Genomic DNA, 24887 nt, shown 5'->3' with positions numbered 1-24887 from the left:
GTCACTCCACGAACACGAACTCGTTGGACGCCATTAGAACGCGGCACAGCCCGCGCCATACCCGAAGCTGGTTTGCCCCAGACGCTTCTTCTGATTTTTGGAGGTACGCGAGCACCCGCGCCTCTTCCCGACCGTTCGGGATACGACCGTATGCCCGCCGGTAGGCTTCGCGGACGCGCTCCGCGTCGCTGCCCCCAACCGCCAGAACCGCTTTCGCGAACGCCTCGGCGGTCTGGTCCGCCAGCGCGCTGTTGAGCATGAACAGCGACTGGGTCGGGATCGTGGTCGCGGTCCGCTGGCCGTTGGGCACCGACGGGTCGGGGAAGTCCAACGTCTGGAACACATCGTAAACGGCGCTGCGGACGACCGGCAGGTACACAGAGCGTCGGGTGTGCGCGTAGCCCTCGTAGTTGCGGTTCCCGGTGCCGGTGACGTACTGCCGCGGGGTCGCCTTCAAAAGCGTACCGCCGACCGTCCGGTCGAGCAACCCGGAGACAGCGAGCATCCCGTCGCGCACTTCTTCCGCGTCCAACCGGCGACGGGTGAAGTGCGAGAGCAACTTGTTGTCGGGGTCGTTCTGGAGTGCTGCGGGTTCCGCTTGAGAACTCATTCGGTACGCGGCCGAAGTGACGATGAGCCGGTGCATGTGCTTGACGGACCACTTCGCCCCGACGAATTCCGCCGCGAGCCAGTCGAGCAGTTCGGGGTGCGTGGGGCGGTCACCGAGCCGACCGAAGTTGTCCGTCGAGCGCACCAGCCCGGCCCCGAAGTGCCCGGCCCAGATGCGGTTCACCATGACCCGCGCGGTGAGCGGGTGATCGGGCCGCGTGAGCCACTCCGCGAACTCCCGGCGCCCGCTCCGGTCGGCGCCGAGTGGTAGCGGGGAGTCACCGGCCATGATTTTGGGGAACCGCCGCGGTGCGTCCGCGCCGAGTGTGGTGTGGTTCCCTCGAAGGTGGACGCGCAGATTCTCACCCTTCGCGTCCTCGACGGCCATGACCTCGTCCACCGGTGGCTTCGCCTTTTCGGTGGCGGTGAGTTTCTCCCGGAGACGCTTGAGTTCGTCCGCGTGCGCGCCCTGGGTGTCCGCGTCCAGTTCGGGCGAGTCCCGGAACGGTCCGGCGGCGGTGGCAACCAGCGCATCGAGGTCCGCCCCGGTCGGCGGCTTGCCTTCGCGTTTCGCGATCACGTTCACCCACTCGCGCAGGAGCGACGTTAACAGCTTCCGATCTGCTGCGGCGCGCTCCACGGGCAGCGGGGCGGCCGCTACTTGTTCGGCCGTCATCGGGAGCAGGGCGAACTTGTCCAGGTGCGGGATCGGGCCGTTCCGCTCGAACCGGACGACCGCTTTGCCGGCAGGAAGCGCGACGACCGCTTCGGCCGCCCACGTCTGCGTGTCAGGGTTCCACGAACCGGTCTTCGCACCGCACGCCTCGCCCGCGACGAGCCGGCCGTTGACCATAATTCGCACCGGTCGGCGGTCGGCGGCCGCGTATCGAACCGCGAGTTGGTACGTCCCTTCCTTCGGGACATCAAGGTCGTATTCCGCGTAGTTCGGGAGCGGCCCGGCGTTAATGACGACGCCGATGCCCGCGCCGTACCCGTCCGTCAGTTTGAGGACGTTCCCGCGGGCGAACGCTTCTGATTCGACCAGCAGGGCGCCCGCGGGTGGGCTCTTGCCGGGGTCGGGCGCGACGAGTTTTAGCGCCCCGCGCCGGCGATACACCTCAGTGGCCGCGGTCGCGTATTCGGCCGCGCGCTTCTTCTCCGCCGTCAGCCGCGCAGTGGTCGTGGCTCGCGCGCGGGTTTCTGCCGCACGCACTTCGCCGCGGGCCGCGGCCACTGTCTTCTCGTGAGCGGCGAGCGCCGCAATGGAACTCGCGGTCCCGATTGGGCGCTCGTTCCACGCGGCCACCACGGTGTGGTTCCGCATCGTCTTCGTCGAGTAGAAGATGCCCGCCAAACCGTAGTAGTCGCTCGCGGTGATCGGGTCGAACTTGTGGTCGTGGCACCGGGCGCAGCCGAGTGTGAGGCCCATGAACGCCTGGCCGAGCGTGTCGAGTTGCTCGTCGATGATGTCCATCCGCATCTTGGCCGGGTCGTCCTCGGCGAGCATCTTCGGTCCGATGACGAGGAACCCGGTGGCAGTGAGCCGGTCGGCACGGTCGGCATCGGTCCCGCCGGGGACCAGGTCACCGGCAATCTGATCGCGGACGAACTGGTCATACGGTTTGTCAGTGTTGAAGCTCTTGATGACCCAGTCGCGATACCGCCAGGCGTTCACATACGCGAGGTTCTCGTCCATCCCGTTGCTGTCCGCGTACCGGGCCACGTCGAGCCACCGGCGCCCCCACTTCTCGCCGTAAGCCGGCGACGCGAGCAGGCGCGTGACCACCTTCTCGTAAGCATCGGGCGCGGAGTCCTTTAGGAACGTGTCCACTTCTTCGGGTGTCGGCGGCAGCCCGGTCAGGTCGAACGTGACCCGCCGGAGCAGGACGCGCTTGTCCGCGGGTGGCGCGAACGACAGCCCGGTGCCGTTCAACTTCGCGAGCAGGAATCGGTCGATGTCGTTTCGGATCTCGGATTTCGGATCTCGGACTTCCGGCGCGGCGGGCCGGCGCACGGGCTGGAACGCCCAGAACGCCTTCTCCTCCGGTGTGAAGATCCGCTCCGTAGCTTTGGGGGCCACGGTGAGAGCCCCGGAATCGGGCCACGGCGCCCCCGCCTGGACCCACTCCTTGATTGCGGCGATTTCCGCCGCGGGGAGCTTCGCCTTCGGCGGCATTTTCAGCTCGCCGTCGTGCGCGAGTGTGCGAAGGAGCAACCCCTCGTCGGGTTTCCCGGGCACGAGGGCCGCGCCGCGCTCGCCGCCGGCGAGGAGCGCCGCGCGCGAATCGACCCGCAGCCCGCCCTTTTGCTTCTCCGGACCGTGGCACGCGACACACTTCTCGATCAGTACAGGCCGTACTTTCTTCTCGAAGTGCGAGTCCGGCGGCGCAGCGAACCCGGTCGCAGTGGGGCCGACCAGAACGAGGGCCACGAGCGCGAGGCGGAGTGTGGACAAGGACCGACTCCGAGCGGGTGGGGTGGCGGGTGGGCAAGCGAGCAGTTGAATCAGTCTACCCGCGGGCGCGCCCGTTCAAAAGCCCCTATCCAGCAGTTCCTTGAGATGGAGACATGTTGAGTTCGTTAATAGGTTTGGCAGAAGCCCGAGGGATTCTCAGACTTCTGCGAGCACGTGCCGGTCCCCGGTGAATCGGGCCGTGATACGCAGTTCGATCTGCGGCAATCGACCTTCGTGAGCCCGAGCTCAGATTTCGTAGCCCGAGCGGTACCGCGGATCTCGGGATAACGCCGGTGCTGAAGTTGACGGGTACGTTACGGTCTAGATTCCGCTCGGCGACCGGCTGGAACGGTCCGTGCGGTGCTCGCGTTAGGCGCCGACTACTGCGGGCGCGATTCGCCCGCGCCCGTGAGTTCAAGCAGTGGAAGGGCGTGCGAAGTGCGGCCGATCTCGATGCGGCTACTCGTCGTCTCCAGGTTCGCGTAACACGTCCCGTCTGCCATGAGGTTCCAACTCCGGCAGACGCCGTTCGCGCGCTCCCAAAACACGCTCGGTTCGGTGTACGCGGCAACGGTCAGTTCCTTCCCGCGCCAGTGGAACCGATAAACGGGCGAGCCCCACGGCAGTTCGCCGACTTTCTCCGCGCCGTTGTTGTTGAGGAACTCAGTCACCAGACTCAACGGCACCTGCTGGTCCGTGGACCACGAGTTGTAGGCACTGTCGTGATAAACGGATTCGTTGCTGGCCGCGACGTAGAGCTCCTTGAAGCAGATCTCGTCGCCGCCCGTTTCAACGACCCACGTTAAGTAATCCCGCAACGTGCGCTCGTCCGAAACGCCCGCTTTTTGCAGCACGCACACCCACCGGAGTGTCAACCCGGGCCACTCGTTGCGGTGCGCCTGCCACGCTTGCGCAACGCACTCCGAGTGCGTTTCCAGGTGCATGATTTCGGCGTTGCGGTCGTGACTGTGGCGCGAAAGGGCGAGCACAGTCAGCCCGTTCTCGTGGTAGTCGCGAAAGGTGCGTAACCGGTCGGCCGGGTCCGCGTGCCCGAGCTTGTAGCCGTTGGTAATCATCACAATTTTGCGGAAGTGCTTCGCGCCGACACGCATGATTTCCAGCAATTTGTGGTGCGCGAGCAACGTCGGTTCGCCACCGCCGGTAATCACGAGGCGCTCCGCCCCTCGCGCGCGGCTCTCCGCGCACGCGGCGTCCAGACGTGGTAACACGAGCCGGCCCTGGTCCTGCTCATCGGAAATCGACGAATGCGAGAAGCAGAAGTCGCACTTCGCCTGACACGCACTGGCAATCGGCAGCACCGAAAGCGAGCGCGGGTTCACGTCGCCCCAAGCGCGGAGGTTGCCGTTCAGTTCCAGTGACGCCGCGAGTGCGTCTTCGATACGGAGTTCGGTTAGCGTGTCGTCCAAGAGCCGCTCAACGCGGACATAATTCTGCTCGATGTACTCGCCCAATCCGGTGCGTTCATTGGCGCGGAGTTCGTGACGCGCGACGCGCGTGTGAAGCACGATCGCACGGTCGCGTGCGGTCGTCTTTTGGAGCAAGCGCCTCACCTTGGCGAACCCGATGTCGAGTTGATCGTTCGCGAGCAGGTAGAACCGCTCGGGGTACGTGGATTCCGGGATGTTCGCCTTGCTGTAGGTGCGCGAATACTTGTCGTACCCGCGTGCGAAATTCGACAGCGCGGTGACATGATACCGGTCCACAACTTCGGTTTCCGCGCCCGCGTTGGTCTCGTGGAGGCACGAAACGATGGAGAGCGTGTTGCTCGTCCCGTACACGTCGCCCGGTACAGCCAGCACGCCGCGCTCCAGTAATTCCGTTTGCGGCACGTTGACAACAGACAAGTACCCCGATTCGGGCGGCGTCCAGTTCGCATCGAACGCGCGAATACTCGCCGCGAGCCGCTCCCACCGAGAGCGGAAAATCGATCGCTGCGTTCGCGGGAAGTGCCGGTACCGCGTAAGCAACACTTTCGCTTGGTCCGATTCGCGTGTATCCGCGGAAGGAAGTGCGAAGCGTTCGGGCGTAATCACGAATCCGGACACGAGCGGAGCCAGGTGGCTCTTCGACAGGGAGTAACAGACGATGACTTGGTTCGTGTCGATGAGCGGCTGAAGGCGTGCGGAGTTGGCGTAGTCGTAAACGCGGTCGATCACCAGAAGCCGATCCGCGTCCGCGCTCAGCCACCGGAGCAGCACCGATATCTCGTGCTCGGTCAGATCGCGTCCGAGTGGGGTGAGGGGAGCCGTTAGCAGCACCGTGTTGGTGCGGAGCGCGCCCTGGATGCCAAATTCCGGGAGCGTCGGGTACGTCTCGAAGCGCGCGCCGGCCTTCTGCGCGATCATCAGGTAGACCGGATACACGTCCGCGGGCACCGAAATCACGCGATCGTTCAGCGGGCCGGCGAAAAGCTTGAAAAGCGAGTCGCGCACGCCGACCGAGCGGAAACTGTGCGTGAACCGCACGTTGAGGTATTTGCGCCAGGTGTGTTCGAGGGTGATTTCTGGCGGAGATGTGAAATCGAGGTCACGTGCGATGGCTTTGACGGGGTTCAAACAGTCCAGTCGTAGTAACCCTGGTTGCCGCGCAAGCGCCTCGGCCGCAAACGCCTTGAACGCCACGAACGCGGGGCTGACTTCGCGTGTGAGTTCGGACACGATTGACTCTTTCTGAAATGGGCTCGAACACATTCCGCACGAAATGACACGCCGCCCCACTCGCTGGTTCGTGCCCATTAATAAGACGTGGCCGGCGCGGTCGGGTTTCACGCTCTTCCGACACCAGCGCCGGAGCGAGACAAAGGCTCTGGCCCGCGGTTCCGCTTCGGGGTACCGTGGCAACTCTTCCGGTCACACGGCCGCTCTCCACCCCGCCTCGGTGCCCTCATGCTGCGACACGCCGCCGTTCTCGTCACGTTACTCGTGTTTGCGACCACAGCCCTGACCCGCGAGCCGATCCCGGACCGGCTCGTCGTGCTGACGTTCGACGACGCGAGCAAGTCGCACTACACCGTCGCCCGCCCGCTTCTGACAAAGCACAAGTTCGGCGCGACGTTCTTCGTGACCGAAGGGTGGGATTTCGCCACGAATCAAAAGGACTACATGACCTGGGACGAGATCGCGCAGTTGCACAAGGACGGCTTCGAGATCGGCAACCACACGATCGATCACAAGAGCGTGACCGATAAGACGATTCGCGACCTGCCGGCCCAAATTAAAGCCATCAATGCCCGGTGCAAGGAACACAGCATCCCGCAACCGGTCAGTTTCGCCTACCCAGGCAACGCGATCACAAAGGACGCGCTCCCGGTTCTGAAAGACCTCGGGATCAAGTTCGCGCGCCGCGGGGGCGCGCCCGAGCACCCGTACAAGGACGGGCGCGGGTTCGCCTACGAACCGGGACTCGACCACCCGCTGCTCGTCCCCACCGCCGGCGACGCCCGCCCGAACTGGACGCTCGATGACCTCAAAATCGCCGTGGCGCAAGCCAAACACGGGAAGATCGCGGTGCTGCAATTTCACGGCGTCCCCGACACGGCCCACGATTGGGTGACCACGAAGAAGGAGCAATTCGAGGCATTCGTGAAATACCTCGCGGACGAGAAGTTCACCGTCATCGCGATGCGCGATCTGGCGAAGTTCGTCGACCCCGAAGTCGCGCCGTCGGACCCGTTCGGGGTGATTGAGGACCGCAAGAAGCTCGTCGAAGCGAAACGCGACGGGAGCGCCGGCCGCTCGACCAAAAGCGACGACGAACTGCGCTACTGGCTGGACAACGCACTGGTTCAGCACCGCTTCACCGCCACCGAAGCTGGAGCCGCACTGGACCTCACCGCCGATGAAGTAACTGCGGCGGCCAAGCGCCTCGGCATCGACCCAACTAAGCGTCCCGAGCGAAAGCCCGGCGACACGCTCGTTGTGCTGCCCTACCCCGGCGGGCGCCACCCGCGAACCGGTTTTCGCGACGGCGCGATTCGCCCCCAGCGCGAAACAAAGGTGAGCGCGTTCGCACCGTGGAGCGACGGCGGATACGCGGTCGCGGACGTGCCCGAAGCGGTGTGGTTCGAGCCGACACCGAAGAAACCCGAACTGCTCTACCTCGCGCACACGCACGTGCCGACCACTTGGGACCGGCAGAAGATCGCACTCGCCCCCCTGGAATGGACCCGCAGCAAAGATGGGGCACTCGCACTCGAGCGCCCGCTGCCGAACAAGGTCACGCTCGGGTCAAAGGTAGTGCCCGGCAGAGACGGGGTGCGAATGGAGTTCCGCGTTACGAACGGCACCGACCAAACGCTAACCGGGTTGCGGGTGCAAATGTGCGTGATGCTCGCGGGACTGACCGGATTCGACAAGCAAACGAACGACAACAAGGTGTTCGTGGCCCCGTTCGCCGCGTGCAAGGACGCCACGGGCAAGCGCTGGGTGATTACCGGCTGGGAGCGGTGCGGGCGCGCGTGGGGCAACCCGCCGTGCCCGTGCCTGCACGCCGACCCAGTGGTGGAGGACTGCCCGCCAGGGCAAACAAAAGCCGTCCGCGGGTGGCAGTCCTTCTACGAGGGCACGGACATCGACTCCGAGTTGAAGCGATTGAAGGCGGTCGCGTTCCCGTGAGTGGTCACGGAACCGTTGTCGCCCGCCGCTGCTCGTACCGAGTGGTCAGCTCTGCGGCCAATCGCGAGATGTGTGCCCTGCCCTTCGCGGGTCCGTCTTCGAGTTTCTCCAGCAGAGCCGCTGGAATTGCACCCACCCCCGCGAACGCCCCGACTAGTGAGCCGGCCATTGCCGCAACCGTGTCAGTGTCGTCGCCCAGACCGATCGCCCGAGCAATGGTCATCTCGAAGTCGCCCGAAGTGGCTGCGAAGCACGCGATCGCCGTAACGACCGAGCGGTGTGCGTGCAGCGTGCTCCCCAACCCGGATAACGAATCGCCCGGCTTCAACTTCGCGGCTATCGAGAGGTGCCAGCGGAACTCTTCGGTGGTCGCGCGAGCGAGTAACTCGCGGTAGAACTGTTTGCGATTGAAAGTGGTCGTGTGCAGAGCCAGTGCGGTCGCGTGGGCGAGCACCTGTGCGCCCTCGATGCCGAGCGGGTGCGCGTGCGTCGAGAGTGCCGAGAGCCGCGCTTGCTCCCTCAACTCGTCCACCGTATCTGCGAACACTAACCCGATCGGAGCGACGCGCATCGCAGCCCCGTTGCCGAACGAGCCGCCGGGAAAGATGTTCGCCGCAAGTGTGCGGTAGTCTTCGCCGCGTGCCATTGCTTCGATGACGCGCCGTGCGCCCTGACCGTACCCGCGTTCCGGGTGATAGTTCTCCGCGAACGCCCGACACAGGCGCGTTTCGTCAATGCGACCGCACTCGGCGAGCGTTTCCGCCACACCGATCATCATTTCAGTATCGTCGGTGTAATAGAGCGTGTCGCCGGACGGGTTCGTGGCGAGCTTATCGGGCGTGCCGAACTGGAAGAAGATGTCCGCGTGCGTCAGCCCCTCGTAGGGCGCGCCGACCGCGTCCCCAACAGCCAAGCCGAGCAAGCACCCGGCAAAGCGGTCGGCGACAGGAGCGTGGCTCTCCCAGACTTTCATGACGGCGCACCAAAAGAAGCGAACGGCCGGCTGGTAAACGACGAAAGTGTCGGTGACACTTCAGAATTTCAGAGTTGTCATGATAGCTCACAAGGTCCAGAACAATTTCCAGCGAATGGATACCTTTGGCGATTGAAGAATTGCTAGCGCTCGTTGCTCCTCCAGCCAAAATGAGTCATGCGCAAGCGCATCCGGACTGGGACGCAATCGAGCGGGCCGTTGGAACGCGGCTCCCGACAGACTACCGGGCCTACGCGACCCACTACGGAAGTGGCCGTTTTGATGACGACACGTACACGTTCTGGGTCATTAACCCGCTGTCGCCGACCTACCTCTCACAGTTCGCAGCAGAATTGGATCTCTGGCGATTCAGGCGCGAAGCGTTTCCGTGCGAGTACCCTGCGGCCATTTTTCCGGCGATCCCCGGCCTATTTCCTTGGGGGTGCGATGAGGACGGAGGGATGATGGGTTGGCTGGTTGAAAGCAACGATCCGGACCAGTGGCCGGTGGTCGCAAAAAACCGTGACGAGTCGTTCGAGCGATTCGACCTGAACTTCAGCACCTTCCTGGCGCAATCCTTAAACCACCGAATTCGACCGCGCGTGTGGCGCCCGGATTACCCAGAAGACATCCGCCAAGTCTCGTTTAGACCAGATCCGTCGTAGGTGTGATACCAGGCTCGAAGTGATGAGCCGACGTGAGAACCAAGATAAAGAAACGGAGCGGCCGCACCGCGTTCCAACGCAGCGCGACCGCTCTGTGTTCGGTTTTACTTTGCGGCCGGAGCGGGCTTGGTCGCGGCGGCGCGGAGGCGCTTCACGAGGCGCGACTTGAGCCGGGCGGCCTTGTTCTTGTGGATGTACCCCTTGGTCGCGGCGCGGTCGAGCATCGCCTGCGTCGACTTGACCTCGGTCGCCGACTTGGTCGCGTCGGTGCCGATGATCGCGGCGGCGACTTCCTTGCGCTGGCCCTTGAGCTTCTTGGCCGCGGCCCGGTTCTGGCGGCGGCGCTTTTCGGATTTGCGGAGGCGCTTCCACGCGCTAGCTGTGTGAGGCATGTCTCGTGTTACTCGCTAATCGGGTGATATTGGATCACCCGTTCGGGCGCCCGTCAGTGTAACGGGTGCCCGAACGGGTACGTGATTTACAAGGCCACCGCGCCGACTTTGAAGCGGACGAACCGCACCGGTTCCAGACCGGCCTTCTTCAGTGCGGCGCCGACGCTCGTGTTCGGGTACTTGCCCGCGTTCGCCATCGGCTGTTCGCTCAGCACGATTTCGGACAGACGGGTGCGGAGCTTGCCCTCGGCGATCTTCTCCAAGATGTTCGCGGGCTTGCCGGTGTTCTTCGGGTCGGCGTCCATGTCCGCCTTGACGAGGCCCTTTTCCTTCTCGACCACGTCGGACGGGACGTCCGTGGTGATCGCATACGGTGGGTTGAGGGCCGCGATGTGGGCCGCCACGTCGCGGAGCAGTTCGTCGTTCGCGGCAGCGCCCTTGCACTCGAGCAGCACGCCGACGGTGCCGTCGTGGTGAACGTAGCCGCCGTAAACGCCGCCCTCGAGCCGCTGGAAGCGGTGCAGCACCATCTTCTCGCGGATCACGCCGACGACGTCGTTAATGCGGTCCTGGACGGTGCCCTTCCCGCCGAACGGTTCGACGAGCAGCGCGGGCGCGTCCGCGCCCTTGCTGCCCGCGGCCGCCTTCGCGAGGTCGTTGGCCAGCGCGATGAACTGGTCGCTCTTGGCCGACGGCGCGCTCTCGCACCGCATTTCGACGATCGCGGCCACTTTCGCGGCGTTGTCGACGGACACCCCGATCCGCCCCTCGGCGGTCTCGTTGCCCTCGCGCTTCGCGGTCATCTTCGAGTTCTGCTTCTGCAGCCAGACAATTGCCGCGTCCATGTCCCCGGCGCTCTCGTCCAGCGCCTGCTTGCACAGGCCCATCGGCTGGTCGGTCCGGTCCCGGAGCTGCTTAACCATCAGCGGCGTTACGGCTGGCATAACTCTCTCCCAAAGTTCCGAGTTGCAGGTTCTCAGTACCAAGTTATCCACGCGACCCGCGACCGTCCCGCCCTCTGAGCAAACAGGGAGCAGCGGAATTCGGGTAGCGTGGAGGGAACTAAGAACTCAATGTGTTTAGACGGCGCCGGCGGGAGCGGGGTTCGACTCCGGAGCGGGCGGGGCCGGCGGCGCGGGCGGCGCGGGCGGCTTCGGCTGCTGCACGCGGGTCTTCTGGATGCCCTGTTGTTCCGGCGGCAGCGCGGCGCGCCCTTCGAGGCAGGCGTCGGCGAGCTTCGCCAGGATCACCTCAATGGAGCGGATGCTGTCGTCGTTGCCGGGGATGGGCAGGTCGACCGGGTCCGGGTCGCTGTCGGTGTCGATGAGCGCGATGGTGGTGACCCCCATCCGCTTGGCTTCCTTCACCGCGATGTGTTCCTTGTTCGGGCCGACGATGACCAGCGCGTCGGGCGGCTTGATCATGTCGCGGATGCCCATCAGGTTGCGGCGGATCTTGAGCAGTTCGCGGCTCAAGGTCGAGATCATCTTCTTGGAGTGCGTGAGGATGTCCGCGGTGTCGGGCGCGAGGGCCGGGTCGAGCTTGCCCGCGTCGGTCATCAGCGAGGCGATGTGCGCGTTGAGGTCCACGCGGTTCGGGTTCTCCCCCTGGGGGAGCCACATGGCTTCGAGCTCTTGAAGGCGCTTCAGGCGGTTGCGGATCGTGCGGTAGTTCGTGAGAGTGCCACCGAGCCAGCGCTCGCTGACGAACGGCATCCCGCACCGGGACGCTTCCTTCTCGACGATTTCCTTGGCCTGGCGCTTCGTGCCGACGAACATCACCAGCCCACCGCGGGCCACCACCTGGTTCAGGTAGCGGTACGCACGCAGAAGGCCGCGGACGGTCTCGCGCAGGTCAATAATGTGAATCAGGTTCCGCTTGCCGTAGATGTACGGCCGCATCTTCGGGTTCCACCGGCTGGCCCGGTGCCCGTAATGGACGCCCGCTTCCAGAAGCACTTTCACGTCTACGAGAGCCACGAGAACTCCTTCGAGGACACCGCACAGATCACGCACATGTTTGGCATGACGAGGCACATCCCCCAACTGAGAAAAGATTCGCCCCCAACACGATTTCTGGGGCGGTTAATAGGTTCCAATATGCCCGAAATCACGGGCGCGGGAACCCAGAAGGTAGTAATATAATCCTCGGCGAAATATCGGCCAACCCAGTTCTCGGCTTTCTTCGTACCGATGTTAGCGCAACGCGCTCGACCGAGGCTGATTCCCGTTCTGGACGTGATGAACGGGCACGTCGTCCGCGCGCGCGGCGGGGTGCGCGAGAACTATCGCCCGATCGCGTGCCCCTTTTCCGGGAGCCGTGAACCCACGGACGTCGCCCAGGCCGTTCTGAAACTCGCAAACGCCAACGAGTTGTACATCGCGGACCTCGACGCGATCACCGAGAAGCGGTCCGTTTCCCGCGCCACACAGAACATCTTAAACCAGTGCCCCGTACCGACTTGGTTAGACGCCGGGATCGGGCGCACAGACGTTCTTGATTTCCCCGAAACTCCCCACCTCCGGCCCGTGGTCGGGTTTGAAACCTGCCACAAGCCCGAGATTCTTCTGGAAACGCTCATCGAACCCCTGCGCCGACCGGTGGCGTTCTCTCTCGACCTCAAGGGCGGGAGATTGTTAGGCAACTGGCGTGCCTGGGGACTGGATGGCGACCGAGATGTGATGCCCCTAGCCCGGCGCGTGATCGAGATGGGCGTTCGCGCGCTCATCGTGCTCGATCTCGCCCGCGTGGGAACGGGTACGGGCACGGGGACAGAACCCCTGCTCCGCGCGATTCGCAACGAGTTCCCCGACATCGATCTGATCGCCGGCGGGGGCGTTCGCACCTGGGCAGATGTGGATGCGCTAGGCGAAGTCGGTGCGACCGGGGTGCTGGTCGCGTCCGCCTTGTACGACGGGACGTTGAGCGGACACAATCAATCAGGTGAGTGAAACGTTGCCGTCAGGACTAACCCACGGGTGCCATACGACACGTTCGACGTCGTATTGTTTTGGAATGTCCGCCTTCGCGTCATCCTCGTTACTGTGATCCGCGTCCTGCACAACGTTCCAGTGTTTGTTGCAAGTAAATCGGTACAACTGCCCGGGCGCATACCAACATACCGCGAACCCGTACACGAGGCGGTCGTCGCCCTGAGCGCCAGGCAATTCACCAAACGGCACTTCACCCGCCCACGCCCACCACAGAACACGAGCGCCGTCGAGTACGGGTGGCGGATTCACCGCCCGTCTCCTGACGCGGCCAACTTCGTGAGGGCGTCGTCGGTGAGCCGGTAAACGGTCCACTCGTCCATCGGCTTCGCGCCGAGCGACTTGTAGAACTGGATCGACGGTTCGTTCCAGTTCAGCACGGACCACTCGACGCGGGCACAATCGCGCTCCACCGCGAGCTTCGCCAGCGCACGCAGAAGCGCCTTACCGTGGCCCTTTCCGCGTGCTTCCGGGATGACGAACAGGTCTTCCAGGTAGATGCCGGGCTTCGCGCGAAACGTCGAGTAGTTGTGGAAGAACAGCGCGAACCCGACCACAGCCCCGGCATCCTCCACGAGCAACACTTCCGCGAACTTCGTGGCGCCGAACAGATGGCGGTGCAGGTCGGCTTCTTGAAGCACAACCGCGTGCGCGAGTTTCTCGTACTCCGCCAGCGCGCGGATGAGGTTCGCAATAACGGGCACGTCACCGGGAGTCGCGGAACGGATCATGGGTTTCCTATTCTCTGGAAGTGCAGTATCGGCCCCATAGTATCCGGCACTCGGAAGCCGTTGTATCCGCCGCGATTCACTTCTGATGAAGCTGCGCGCCGAATGCTCCCGAGACCGCATACACCAATTCGTGCGATCAAACCCCGAACACGAGTTGAGGCTTGAGTTGTCCGCGTTCGACGATACCGATGCCCACCAGCCCCGTTTGGCCGTCGAGCACAGCTAGTTCCTCGCCCTCGGGCAGGGCATTGTTCTCAGGTAATCGAATACGCTGACCGTGCCGCAGTCGAGTCACGTCGTCTGCGTTCAGGGAAACGTGCTTCATCCCCGCGACCGCTTCCGCCATTGGGAGCAGTTTCGCACTTGCAGGGTCCGCATCCAAGCTCATCCCTTGTTCGACTCGGAACGGACCGACCCGCGTGCGCCGGAGCGTTTGCACCAGTCCGCCGCACCCGAGCACGTCGCCGAGATCGCGCGCGATGGAACGAATGTACGTCCCCTTCCCGCAATCCACTTCGACATCGAGATACGGCCACGCGAAGCCCGTCACGCGGATCGCGTAGATCGATACCACGCGGGCGTTCAGCTTCGGCCCCAGTCCCCGGCGCACCAGTTCGTGCGCGCGGACGCCGTCGAGCTTCAGCGCGGAAACGGCCGGCGGCACCTGCTCCACGTTCCCGACGAACGCCGCAAGTGCCGCGTCGATCTGCTCGCGCGTGGGGACGGGCGCGTTCGGGGTTTCCGTGACCTCGCCGTCCGCGTCGTCCGTGGTACTCGTCGCACCGAACCGGAAGCGCGACGAATAACTCTTCCCCATCGCCTGGACGTAGTCCGCCAGGCGCGTTGCGGCACCGATGCACACCACGAGCACGCCCGTCGCGAGCGGGTCGAGCGTGCCGGTGTGCCCGATCTTCGTCTTCCGCGGGAACCAGCGCTGAACGCGGTTCACGGCGTCGCGCGAGGTTATTCCGCCCGGCTTATCAATCACCAAAAGACCGTTCATGTTCAATCACCGACCGGTTCACACCGGCCGTTTGCCCAAAGTCATGCGTTCGGGTTATCACCCAGAATGAGAGACACTATCACGAGGTCGGTGCGTTCGCGCCCGCCGATCCGATTCCAGAACGCGAGCCCGGCCGCGTTGTCCGCCTTCACCCAGAAGTTGATCTTCTCGATCCCTTCGGCCTTGAGTGCCGCAGCGCAGCGATCCACCAGTTCGCGCCCCAATCCCTGTTTGCGGTGGCTCTCCGATACCGCGACATGGTGCAAGTACCCGCGGCGCCCGTCGTGCCCGGCGAGACTCACCCCGATTAGCGTGCCAGCTTTGTCGAGCGCGACGAAGCTGCATCCCGGATTGCGCCGGAGGTACTTCGCGAGCGCGGCCGGATTGTCCGCGTCGCGCAGCCCGATTCCGGCCAGCCCTTGCCAAAGGGCGAGGGCGGCAGGTATGTCTTCCTCGGTCATCGGACGAAGCGCCACCATCGTTGCGACCCGCGAGGCCGGATGCACGCCACCTGTGTGATTTACAACCCGGCCGCCGGTCGCGGAAGGGCCGAGCGCCTGTTAAAAGCGCTGCCGCCCGCACTGGCCGCGGGGGTCGAGTTGCGCCCCACCTCACGCGCCACTCACGCGATCGAACTCGCACGCGAAGCGGCCAATGAAGGTTTCGCGAAGGTGGTCGCGGCCGGGGGAGACGGCACCGTTCACGAGGTCGCCAACGGCATACTTCAAAGCGACCAGCGCGACACGATCTTCAGCGTCTGGCCGATCGGGTCCGCGAACGACTTCGCGTTCACGCTCGGTATGGACCGGTGGTGGGCACAGCGCGAACGAAATGCCCCCACAGAAACACTCGAAATTGACGTCGGCCGCGTGACGACCGCGAACCGCGTGGTCCACTTCGTGTGCAACCTGGGTGTCGGCTTCAACGGCATGGTGAACGGCGAAGCCCGACGCACGCGCTGGCTCAAGGGACTACCGCTTTATGCCTGGGCGTTCCTCAAAGCACTGGTGAAGCACTTCGACCGACCGACGATGACGATCCGCTTCGACGAGCGCGTGGTGACGACGCCCACACTCGCGCTATCGGTCCTTAACGGCCAGCGCGAGGGGAACTTCCCGCTCCGCCCAAGGGCGAGCCTGACCGACGGTCTATTCGACTACATGCACGCGACGCGGCTCACGCGCATGCACCTGCTCCGCTACCTGCCCGCAATGGCACGCGGCAAGCTCCCCGAGAACCACCGCCTCGTCGGGCTCGGGCGCGCGGGGCGGATTGAGGTGTCGTGCGAAATCCCGCTCTGCGTCCACGCGGACGGTGAGTTCGTGTGCGTTCCGGATGAAGGGATCAAGGAAATTTCGTTAGAAGCGCTGCCGAAGCGTCTGCGCGTCGAGGTGTTCCCGCCCGCACTTTACGGTGGCCTGAAATAGAAAAACCCACCCTCAAAGGGTGGGTTCGAGGCCGCGCCGGGGCCGTTAGTTGTGCGGGATCTCGACCCGGCACCAGCCCAGATCGAGGTAGGTGCCCTTCGTGTTGTCGCTGCGGAATACCTTCGGGTGCAGCGAGTAAATAACGAACCGACCGTCCTTAATATCTTCAACCAAACCCGCGAGCCGCAGAACGCCCAAGTGGTGCGACACATTCACGATCTCGACGTCAAGCGCCTTCGCGAGTTGTGTCACGTTCATCGACCCGGTCCGAAGGCACTCGATGATCCGGATACGGTTCGGCTCCGCGAGGGCCTGGAGCATAGTGGCGCATTCTTCGGCTTGCTTCTTTTCAGTCATTGTCATGCCCCTTGCAGCACATTGAGGGAGGGAGTGGCACGGTCACCTCGGCGGAACTGAATACTCTGTCAGGATTTGCGGCGTCAATAACAGAGTTATTCAATCATTGTATTTATACACCTAACCATGCCAAAAACAAGTCCGTGGTGGAACATTCATGTATATACCACCGCAATCACGGACCTTTACGCCCGCACCACGGGGCACCGCACGGAGGGCCGTCGCCGCGACAGTTTGTCGCAGCGCCACCCTCGGTTACGCGGCCCGGTGCGGGCAACCCAATGAGCTGGTCTAAGTCGGGACTTTCGCACTTCGGACACGTCACCGCGATCGCGACGCGCGACGACACGAGCGTCTCAAATGCGTGCGCGCACTTCCGGCAGGTGTATTCGTAAAGCGGCATGAAACCCTCAATTTTCAAGCTAGACGTGGCGACGGCCCACATTCTTCAAACGGCGACGAACTTCGACCCAAAAAGTGTACGACCGAGCGCCGCTACTTTCGGCGTTTCTTATACAGTTCGCCCGCCCGGTAAAAAATCTCGCGCTCGTCGGGCGAGAGACTCTCCGGGCCGTATTTGGAAACTTTCTCCAGCACCGCGTCGAGTTTCGCTTCGAGCTGCTCGTCGGCCGGCCTCCGTGGTGGCGCCTCGACCACAGCGGCGACCGGCGCGGGCGCATCCTCGACGGGGGGCGCGATCACCCGGAGCTTCGGGCGGGCGCGCGTTTTCGGAGCCGCGGTGAACAGGTTGCTAAACCGCACCCCGCTCTGGAAGTAGATCAGCCCGAAAGCCGCCCCGCCCAAGTGCGCGAGGTACGCGATCCGCCCACCCCGCGGGTCCGCAGCGCCCAGTGCAAATAGCGCGTCGAAGCCAACGAACACGACCACCATCAACCAAACCGGCATCGGGATGAAGAAGTACAGGCGCACCTGCGCACGCGGGAAGTGAAACGCAAACAAGACGAGAGTAGCAGTTACCGCGCCACTCGCGCCGATGGCCTTCCCCACAGCGGTCAGCCCGACCAACTGCCCGCCGAGGTAGAACACGTTCGCGCCGACCGCGCTAAAGAGGTAGAACAGTACGAGTTCGCGCGACCCGCGAACGGCTTCGAGGCTCGTACCGGCCCAATACAGGATGAGCATGTTGAAAAACAGGTGCCACAGGTCCGCGTGCAGGAACGCGCCCGTGAGGAGCCGCCACACTTCACCGCGGAGGACCGCGTCGGTGTCGAACGCGCCGTATGCCACGAGCGGGCTCAGCGCACGCGGCCACCCCGTCATGATCTGGCCGAAGAACACGCCCACCGTGATCGCGATCAGCCAGACGGTCGCCCCTTGCTGGCCGACCCGGTCCAGAAAACTGGGGCCTTCGCGATAATAATCACGGTCCTGAATGCCCATGAGCCGCACCCCGCGCGCCGCACTGATTTCGAGTTCTAATACCTTACCAGACGGTACACGGAACGGGAACGAACCGCTACACAGTCCGCGCCGCGCCCGAAGCCCCCGACCATCCGCTTGAGTTTTTCCGTCGTATATTATCAAGCGCTATAACACTTCATTTCAATTCGATAAATTGTCCGTTTGCCTCAAACAGAGTACGCCAGCACGGAAGCCCAAGCGCCGGCACACGTGAGGTCGTGGCGCGTCGCACGCAGGTGAACCCCGCCCGCAAGGGCGGTGGGTGTTTAATCGTGGCCCCACGTATGGGTAGGCATGTACGGGCACTCCCGCGCGTCACCCGCCGCCCTTGCGGGGGCACTCCGACCTCGGTCGACCGGTACTCCGCGTACTGTTGGCGCGTCACCCGCCGCCCTTGCGGGCGGGGTTCACCTCGATCTCGTTCGGCCCACGATGCCCTCCTTCGGTCCGCTTCTTCCGCTCGCGATTGTAACTACTGTCCCAAGAGCGGGATGCCGAGCAATCCGTCTGTGGCGGTGACCCGTCTTAAGGGTATAATCCCCTGGTGGTGTTGCGCCCCGCAATGCGATCCGGCGATTAATGGCCCTTTGGCAGCCCGGCGCTGCCCGGAGATCGATACATGGCCGCGGTTCTTGAGCAAGCCGAAGCTGCCACGAAGAACGGCACGCGGGTCGACGAACAGATCGCCCAGGCGACCAGCCGCATTCGCACCCACGATATCACGTTTGGGGGGCTGGTTCTCGTCGCGTTCGTGCTGGTTTACGCCACCGCGATGATCCTGCTCGACAAGTACCTCGGGCTCGCCGAGTGGCTGCGCCAGGTCGCGTTCCTCGGGTTCCTGGCCGCGTGCGCGGGCATCGCCTACGCCACGATCCTCAGCCCGCTCCGCAAGAAGATCAACCCGCTGTACGCGGCCAAGCGGGTCGAGAGCACCATCGACGACGCCAAGAACAGCGTCACCGGGTACGTGGACGCCCAGCAACAGGGCACGCTCAATGCCACTGTGAAAGCCGCACTCGCGCACCGGGCGGCGAAGTCCGTGGCCGCGGCCGACGTGAACAAGGCCGTCGACCACCGCGGGCTGCTCTACCTCGGCGGCACCTCGGTCGCGCTCTTCCTGACGCTCATCGTGCTGTTCTTCGTGTTCCGGCCGGCGCAGTTCTCCTCGCTCGTGGGGCGCACGTTCGTCCCGTTCGGCTCCGGCGACATCGTCACGCGCACGCACATCGACGTCGTGAGGCCCGACCCGGCAGAAGCCACGATCACCACCGGCCAGACGATCGTCGTCGCGGTTCACGTGGGTGGGAAGATCCCGAGCACGGACGGCCCCGATCGCGTGCGCCTGATGATCCGGCACAATCAGGCCGACCCGAACTACACCGAACTGCCGATGGTGCAGGGAGACACCTCGCGCGACTTTGAACTCCGCGTGCCGGACCACCTCGTGCAGTACGGGTTCTGGTACAAGGTTGCTGGTGGCGATTACACGACGCGCGAATACAAGGTTACGGTGCGCACGCTGCCGCTGTTCACCGAGTTCCAGACCACTTACGAGTATCCGGCCTACCTGCGTCGCAAGACCGAAAACGCGACCGATCCGCAACTCCGTGCACCACGCGGCACGACGGTCACGCTCGTCGGGCGCACCAACCGCGACGTGCGTGAAGGGGCGATGGTCGTCGAACCGGGTGGCGTCCGCGTGATCGGTACCCCTGTCGCCGATAAACCCGACAGCCTGGCGTTCAAGCTCAAACTCACGGAATCGGGCAGCTACAAACTCAGCTTCAACGCGACCACCGGCGAGCACAGCACGGATTCGTTCCAGTCCCGGATTCTCGTCGAAGCGGACAAGGCGCCGGAAATCGCCATCAACAAGCCGGAAGAAGACGAGTCCACCGCACCCACGAACGGGCAAATCGCGATCGACGGCAAGGTCGGCGACGACTTCGGCATCGACACGATCACGCTCAAAATGAAGATCGTGTCGCCGGTCGAGCGCCCGCTGCTCGACCGCCCGTACCTGAACGGTAAGGAGAAGTCGTTCCACCGCAAAAAAGACAACACGTGGCCCACCGACGTCGACTACAAGGGGTCCGTCGACCTCGCGCAACTGAAGACGGACCCGACGAATCTCCCGCTCACGCTCACACCCGACATGGTGATCGAGTTCTGGCTCGAAGCCACCGACAACTGCACCGAGCCGAAGCCGAACGTGGGGCGCTCGGTCGCGAAGCGCGTGCGCCTCACCCCACCGAAGGTCGAACCGCAGGACAAGCAGAAGCTCGACCAGGATAAGGCGAACCGCAAGGACGAAGAACAAAAGCACGACGCGCAGCAGGAACAGAAGCTCGATCAAGAGAACCGCGATCCGAAGAACGGCAACAACGGCGGGCAGAACCAAAATCAACCCGACCAGAAGACCGAACCAAAGAACGGCACCAATGGCGAGGGGACCAAAGAAGCCCCCCCCGATCCGACGAAGATGCCTCCGCCGAACAAGGACAAGGGCGAGCAGAAGTCCGACACCCCAATGGGCGGGATGTCCGAGACGGGCAACCCGATGGGTAGCCCCATGCCGAAGGGCGGCATGAACGACCCGTCCCCGAAGCCGATGGGTTCCCCAGAACCGAACGGCACGAACACGCAGAACGGCACCCGGCCGGACAACCCCATGCCGGAAGCGCCTCCGCCCAAATCGCCGGACGAGAAGTCCGTCCAGGATAGGGCTGACAAGCTCAACAACGCGATCGAGAAGGAGAAGCAGGAAGGCGGGTCCGGGAAATCGAACCCGAGCGCCAACGAGAACGAGCGCACCGATTCCGCACAACAGAAGAAGCAGCCGCCCGCCGGCGACATGGGCAACGCGACCGAGCCGAAGCCGGAGCCGAAACAGGGCGAAACGAAGAGCCCGATGCAGGACAACGCCCCGGCAAGCGGGAAATCCGAAGGGAAGCTCGAACAGCCGAGTAACCCTGCGGAGCCGAAGCCGGAACCGAAACAGGGCGAAACGAAGCCGGGCAACGACCCGATGAACAAACCGGGCCAGAAGAACACCGCGCCGTCCGAAACGCGCGACGAACCGGTCGGCGCGCCGCCGGGCGTCGACAAGGAGCCCAAGCAGTCGCAACCGAACCCGAAAGACCCGAATCCGAAAGATCCGAACCCCAACCCGGATCAAAAGCAAGACCCGAACTCGGGGTCCAGGGGTAAGTCCGCGTCCCAAAAGGACGACGGGCAACAGGGCGGCATGTCGGATTCGTCCGACAAGAAAGACCCGGCCGCGGACGCGGGCAGCGGCCCCAAGCCGATGCGCGAACCCACTCGGGGCGAAGACAAGCCCAATCAGCCCAAAAACCAACCTCAACCAGCGGGTGGGGCGAAGTCCGAGAACAAGCAGCCCGACGCGGGTGACGCGAAGCCGAACAAGGCTCCGGCCCCCAGCGAAAACAAACCCAAACCCGAAGACATGACGTCCGGCGGGATGGGCACGCCCGAATCCAAGCCGGAGGGTGGCGCGAACCAATCGACAAAGCCCAACGGCACGGGCGCCGCCGAAACCAAACCGGCCGGCAACAAAAACGCGCCCATGAACGCCGGTAACTCGGGTGCCGACGAAGGCCGGGACAAGCCACCACCGCAAGAAGGCGCCCAACCGAGCGGCGGCCGAGACCAGGAACCGCCCAAGCAAAAGGAACTCGACGACAACCAGCGCAAGGAACTGGAAGAAGCGGCGCGGAACCTCACCAGCCCGGACGAAAAGAAGAAGCAGGACGCGCGCAACAAGCTCGATAAGGCCATCGGTGAGGACAAGCGCAAGGAAATGGAGAAGCTGGCGAATGACCTCCAGTCGCCCGACGAGAACAAGCGCGCCGATGCTCAGCGCAAGCTCGAAGAACTCAAGAAGCAGGCCCAACAGCAGCAGGGCAAACAGAACGGCGAGAACGGCGGAAAGCCCGACGAAAAGCAAATGAAGGAACTGGAACAGGCCGCTAAAGACCTCAACAGTCCCGACAAGAACAAGCAACAGGAAGCACGCGACAAACTCGACAAGGCGATCGGCGAGGACAAGCGCAAGGAACTTGAACAGCTCGCCAAGGATCTCCAATCGGGCGACAAGGACAAACAACAGGCCGCGCAGAAGAAGATCGAAGACGCCATGAAGAACGCTAAGGGCGGGGGCGGGGATCAAGGCGATCAGAAGAACGCCCCCAAGCTCGACGAGAAGCAGATGAAGGAGCTGGAGCAGGCCGCAAAAGATCTCACCAGCCCGGACGAGAAGAAGAAGCAGGACGCGCGCAACAAGCTCGATAAGGCCATCGGTGAGGACAAGCGCAAAGAGATGGAGAAGCTGGCGAACGACCTCCAGTCGCCCGACGAGAACAAACGCGCCGATGCTCAGCGCAAGCTCGATGAACTCAAGAAGCAAGCCCAACAGCAGCAGGGCAAACAGAACGGCGAAAACGGCGCGAAACCTGACGAGAAGCAGATGAAAGAGATCGCCGACGCAATGAAAGATCTCCAGAGCGGTGACGAGCAGAAGAAACAGGCCGCGCAGCAGAAACTCGACAAGATGGTCGGTGAAAAGAACCGCAAGGAAGCCGAGCAATTGATGAAGGATCTCCAGTCCAACAACAAGGAAACGCGCGAGGCCGCGGAGAAAAAACTCGACGATCTGAAGAAGCAACTGGAGAAACAGCAGGCCGGCAAGAACGGAAAGGACGGTAAAGGGAAGGAACCGTCGAAGGAAGAACTCGCGGACCTCATGAAGAAGGCGCAAGACCTTCAGTCGAAGGACAAGGACACGCGCGAGAAGGCCGAAAAAGACCTGGACGACAAGCTCGGTAAGGAGAACCGCGAGAAGCTGCAAAAGGAGCTAGAGGACAAAAAACCGGGCGGCGATCCGCAACAAGACGAGAAGCTCAAGGAAGAACTGGAGCGGATGGCGAAGGAGCAGTCGAACCCGTCACACGACCCGACGACCCAAACCGGCCCCGGCTCCAGTCCCAAGCCGAAAGGCGCGATGGAAGAAGATCCGCAGAACCGCCTGAAGACCGCGGAACTCCGGCTCGAAGACTTCGAGAAGAAGCGCTACGACGAGGAGTTCCAGAAAAAGCAGGGGTTCACCCAAGCGGAGTACGAGAAGTTCCTGGATAACTACACGAAGCACGTGGAGAACCTGCGTAAAGAGGCGAACCAGCCGGCCGGTAACAAGCCGCCGCAACCCGGCTCCAGTGAACCGGGCGCCCCTATCCTCGGGGGCACCGGTAGCAAGGTCGCACCGGCCGCGAAATTAGACAGTTCCGGCACCGGTGGCGGCTCGACTGTTGCTCCGCCCGGCTTCGAGGACTCGAAGAAGAAGTTCCAGAAGCTGATCCAAGAGAAGAAGTGATCGACGCGCGCGATTCGTATCGGGCACAGCCCGACGGTGCCGAACGCCCTCACAACGTAATTGCGGGCGCCGCACCGGGCGCTGCCATCTGACTGGGAACGCGCCGCTCATCCGGTGATGGCGGTGCCGGTGAGCTTGCTGTTCGGCGGTAGCAGGGTTGAGAGCTGGCGGGAACGCGCTGGTGTGCCTCGCACGGACCCGTTACCCTGTTATTGCGCATATTGTGAAGGCGGCGTTCGCGCGGTAACTGTGGCCGGCGAACGAGTTCGGCCCCGGCGTGCGTGGCGCGGGAGCGTATCAGATCCCGTGTTATTGCGCGAAGCCTCGCACACTAAACACAGGTTCGGCAACCGGAGCCGTTGGATGAATGGAGACCAGCATAATCCGCGACTACAGTGGGCCGTCTTTGTGGTCTTGGCGGTGATTGACGCCGGGCTGCTGGTCAAACTATTTGTGGGTTCATCGGACATCGTAGGTCTTCTCATCGGCATTGGAATCGTCTCTGCGTTGTTGGTTGTCACTGTGCGGATCTTTGACCTCGGCTCGTTATCTGTCGGGAAGGAAGGGATGAAGGCGGAATTGCGGGAGGTCAAAGACGAGGTTGGGGTCATTCAGAACCGCCAGGATGAGCAGGAGCGATATCTCGACGCCTTCTTCAGGATCTTGTCCGAACGGTTAACTCTTCCGATGAAGTACCACCTCAGAGCCTTGGCCCGGGGTGGGGAAATGTACAAGGGGCAAGATAGTCTGCGCCAAGACCTGCTGCAGTTGAAACGGTTCGGGCTGATCGAGGAGGTATCACCCCAGAAAATCGGGGATTTCCTCGATGGCAAGGATGCGAATGTAGCGTCATTTGTCAGGCTCACACAAACTGGCGAGAAGTTTCTCTTGGCACTCGACAAGATCGAGGCCCAGTAGCGTCGCGTGGAGGCCGAACCAGGCGCTGCACCTGACCAGGGCCGCATGTAGGCTTTCCCCGGGTAAAAGCTGCTGAAGCGGCCCCGGCCGGTGAGCTATTTGTTCGGCGACGGAGGGTACTCGATGGGGCTGGGTGAATGGCTGCAGCGGCTGCTCGGCGCACCGCCTCCTCCTGTCCCTCAACCCACCCGCACAGTACCGCCCCCGGTGAGCGGGCAATCGGCCGCGACGCCGACTGCACTACCTGAGGGTTGGACGGACGACATGACGGTAGCCCTGCCGCCTGGCCGAACGGTGGCCGAGGTCGTCGAGGTGGTCATCCAGGCGGCCCTGAGCGGGATTGGGGACGCGGAGACGGAGCGGCGGCTGTCGGCCGAGTTCGGCCTGTCGGCCGACGACGCGGCCTTGGCCCGCGACCGCGCGTTCGGCGGGCTGGTGCGGGCCGGCACCCGTATCCCGGAGAACTGCCCGTCACCGGTTAAGGACCCAGTGGCGTGGGAGAGTTTCCAGCGTGGCACCCGCGACCCGGCGCTGGTGTCCCGCATCTATCCGCAGATGTTCCCCGGCAGCTAGCGGCGAGCCGAACCCGGCGCTGCACCGGACACCGCCCACTGACTTGGAACGCGCCGCTCATCCGGTGATGGCGGTGCAGGTGAGCTATTTGTTCGGCCACAAGAGGGCACGCGGATGCATACGCTGACGGTGCGGACCCGCTTCACGTTCGGCGACCGAGTGCGGTTCGAGTCGCAGTTGCAGCGGTGCTCCGGGATCGGCACGGTGGCCGGCATCATGGTCAGCTCCGACGGATCGGTCGATTACATGATCGAGATCGCCCGTGCGGACGGGTACTCGGACTTCCAACCTGGCATCCTCGAAGGCGAGCTCGCGTTACTCTCACCAGCCGAGGGTATGTAAGGGCCAG

20 protein-coding genes are annotated in these 24887 nt (G+C 63.6%); 8 read left to right on the top strand and 12 right to left on the bottom strand.

What is annotated here, in order from left to right:
• Position 1: 1 nt before the first annotated feature.
• Together VT84_RS10710 and VT84_RS10705 are read right to left on the bottom strand one after the other, a co-directional pair.
• Positions 2-3064, bottom strand: coding sequence for a DUF1553 domain-containing protein (locus VT84_RS10710; RefSeq protein ID WP_082839521.1), 3063 nt, complete (start codon positions 3062-3064; stop codon positions 2-4).
• A 380-nt stretch (positions 3065-3444) separates the two neighbouring features.
• On the bottom strand, positions 3445-5742 hold the full coding sequence (locus VT84_RS10705; RefSeq protein ID WP_204249740.1) for an aminotransferase class I/II-fold pyridoxal phosphate-dependent enzyme: 2298 nt from the start codon (positions 5740-5742) through the stop codon (positions 3445-3447).
• A 228-nt stretch (positions 5743-5970) separates the two neighbouring features.
• Here VT84_RS10705 and VT84_RS10700 point away from each other — a divergent pair, with 228 nt between their 5' ends.
• Positions 5971-7698 carry a polysaccharide deacetylase family protein gene (locus VT84_RS10700; protein ID WP_082839520.1) on the top strand — a complete coding sequence of 576 codons (1728 nt, stop codon included), beginning with the start codon at positions 5971-5973 and terminating at the stop codon, positions 7696-7698.
• 4 nt (positions 7699-7702) lie between these two features.
• Here VT84_RS10700 and VT84_RS10695 read toward each other — a convergent pair whose 3' ends face one another.
• Positions 7703-8671: an ADP-ribosylglycohydrolase family protein gene (locus VT84_RS10695; protein WP_082839519.1), complete on the bottom strand. Its 969-nt coding sequence runs from the start codon at positions 8669-8671 to the stop codon at positions 7703-7705.
• Between the two features lie 125 nt (positions 8672-8796).
• Here VT84_RS10695 and VT84_RS10690 point away from each other — a divergent pair, with 125 nt between their 5' ends.
• On the top strand, positions 8797-9336 hold the full coding sequence (locus VT84_RS10690; protein WP_082839518.1) for an SMI1/KNR4 family protein: 540 nt from the start codon (positions 8797-8799) through the stop codon (positions 9334-9336).
• Between the two features lie 104 nt (positions 9337-9440).
• Here VT84_RS10690 and rpsT read toward each other — a convergent pair whose 3' ends face one another.
• The 3 genes from rpsT to rpsB form a co-directional block, all read right to left on the bottom strand.
• Positions 9441-9728: a 30S ribosomal protein S20 gene (gene rpsT / locus VT84_RS10685; RefSeq protein ID WP_052559794.1), complete on the bottom strand. Its 288-nt coding sequence runs from the start codon at positions 9726-9728 to the stop codon at positions 9441-9443.
• Positions 9729-9814: 86 nt separating this feature from the next.
• A complete protein-coding gene (gene tsf / locus VT84_RS10680; RefSeq protein ID WP_082839517.1) occupies positions 9815-10672 on the bottom strand; it encodes a translation elongation factor Ts in 858 nt (285 codons plus the stop codon).
• Between the two features lie 135 nt (positions 10673-10807).
• Positions 10808-11707, bottom strand: a complete 900-nt coding sequence (rpsB, locus tag VT84_RS10675; protein WP_082839516.1) for a 30S ribosomal protein S2 — start codon at positions 11705-11707, stop codon at positions 10808-10810.
• Positions 11708-11920: 213 nt separating this feature from the next.
• Here rpsB and VT84_RS10670 point away from each other — a divergent pair, with 213 nt between their 5' ends.
• Complete coding sequence (locus tag VT84_RS10670) at positions 11921-12679, top strand: HisA/HisF-related TIM barrel protein (protein WP_082839515.1); 759 nt, start codon at positions 11921-11923, stop codon at positions 12677-12679.
• A 287-nt stretch (positions 12680-12966) separates the two neighbouring features.
• On the opposite strand, the gene VT84_RS10660 is transcribed toward VT84_RS10670, so the two are convergent.
• The 3 genes from VT84_RS10660 to VT84_RS10650 form a co-directional block, all read right to left on the bottom strand.
• Complete coding sequence (locus VT84_RS10660; RefSeq protein ID WP_082839513.1) at positions 12967-13449, bottom strand: GNAT family N-acetyltransferase; 483 nt, start codon at positions 13447-13449, stop codon at positions 12967-12969.
• Between the two features lie 136 nt (positions 13450-13585).
• Positions 13586-14452 (bottom strand): tRNA pseudouridine(55) synthase TruB, encoded by an 867-nt coding sequence (gene truB, locus VT84_RS10655; RefSeq protein WP_082839512.1) that lies wholly within the window; start codon positions 14450-14452, stop codon positions 13586-13588.
• Between the two features lie 41 nt (positions 14453-14493).
• A complete protein-coding gene (locus tag VT84_RS10650; RefSeq protein ID WP_052559801.1) occupies positions 14494-14931 on the bottom strand; it encodes a GNAT family N-acetyltransferase in 438 nt (145 codons plus the stop codon).
• Between the two features lie 21 nt (positions 14932-14952).
• On the opposite strand from VT84_RS10650, the gene VT84_RS10645 reads away from it, so the two are divergent.
• Entirely contained in the window at positions 14953-15879 is a 927-nt protein-coding gene (locus VT84_RS10645) for a diacylglycerol/lipid kinase family protein (protein WP_082839511.1), read from the top strand.
• 45 nt (positions 15880-15924) lie between these two features.
• On the opposite strand, the gene VT84_RS10640 is transcribed toward VT84_RS10645, so the two are convergent.
• The 3 genes from VT84_RS10640 to VT84_RS10630 all read right to left on the bottom strand — a co-directional run bounded on the left by VT84_RS10640 (position 15925) and on the right by VT84_RS10630 (position 17637).
• Positions 15925-16236, bottom strand: coding sequence for an ArsR/SmtB family transcription factor (locus VT84_RS10640; protein WP_052559803.1), 312 nt, complete (start codon positions 16234-16236; stop codon positions 15925-15927).
• A gap of 175 nt (positions 16237-16411) precedes the next feature.
• Complete coding sequence (locus tag VT84_RS42175) at positions 16412-16639, bottom strand: FmdB family zinc ribbon protein (protein ID WP_162271663.1); 228 nt, start codon at positions 16637-16639, stop codon at positions 16412-16414.
• A 92-nt stretch (positions 16640-16731) separates the two neighbouring features.
• On the bottom strand, positions 16732-17637 hold the full coding sequence (locus VT84_RS10630) for a rhomboid family intramembrane serine protease (RefSeq protein WP_082839509.1): 906 nt from the start codon (positions 17635-17637) through the stop codon (positions 16732-16734).
• A 640-nt stretch (positions 17638-18277) separates the two neighbouring features.
• Here VT84_RS10630 and VT84_RS10625 point away from each other — a divergent pair.
• The 4 genes from VT84_RS10625 to VT84_RS10605 all read left to right on the top strand — a co-directional run bounded on the left by VT84_RS10625 (position 18278) and on the right by VT84_RS10605 (position 24880).
• Positions 18278-23047 (top strand): DUF4175 family protein, encoded by a 4770-nt coding sequence (locus VT84_RS10625; RefSeq protein ID WP_082839508.1) that lies wholly within the window; start codon positions 18278-18280, stop codon positions 23045-23047.
• 363 nt (positions 23048-23410) lie between these two features.
• Positions 23411-23965, top strand: a complete 555-nt coding sequence (locus VT84_RS10620) for a hypothetical protein (protein ID WP_082839507.1) — start codon at positions 23411-23413, stop codon at positions 23963-23965.
• 264 nt (positions 23966-24229) lie between these two features.
• Positions 24230-24538 carry a hypothetical protein gene (locus VT84_RS10615; protein ID WP_157469407.1) on the top strand — a complete coding sequence of 103 codons (309 nt, stop codon included), beginning with the start codon at positions 24230-24232 and terminating at the stop codon, positions 24536-24538.
• 114 nt (positions 24539-24652) lie between these two features.
• On the top strand, positions 24653-24880 hold the full coding sequence (locus VT84_RS10605) for a hypothetical protein (RefSeq protein ID WP_082839504.1): 228 nt from the start codon (positions 24653-24655) through the stop codon (positions 24878-24880).
• Positions 24881-24887: the final 7 nt, after the last annotated feature.

The sequence above is a fragment of the Gemmata sp. SH-PL17 genome, assembly GCF_001610855.1.
GTDB lineage: Bacteria > Planctomycetota > Planctomycetia > Gemmatales > Gemmataceae > Gemmata > Gemmata massiliana.
The sequence above is the reverse complement of the archived record's forward strand: the minus strand, read 5'-3'. Positions and strand labels throughout refer to the sequence as shown.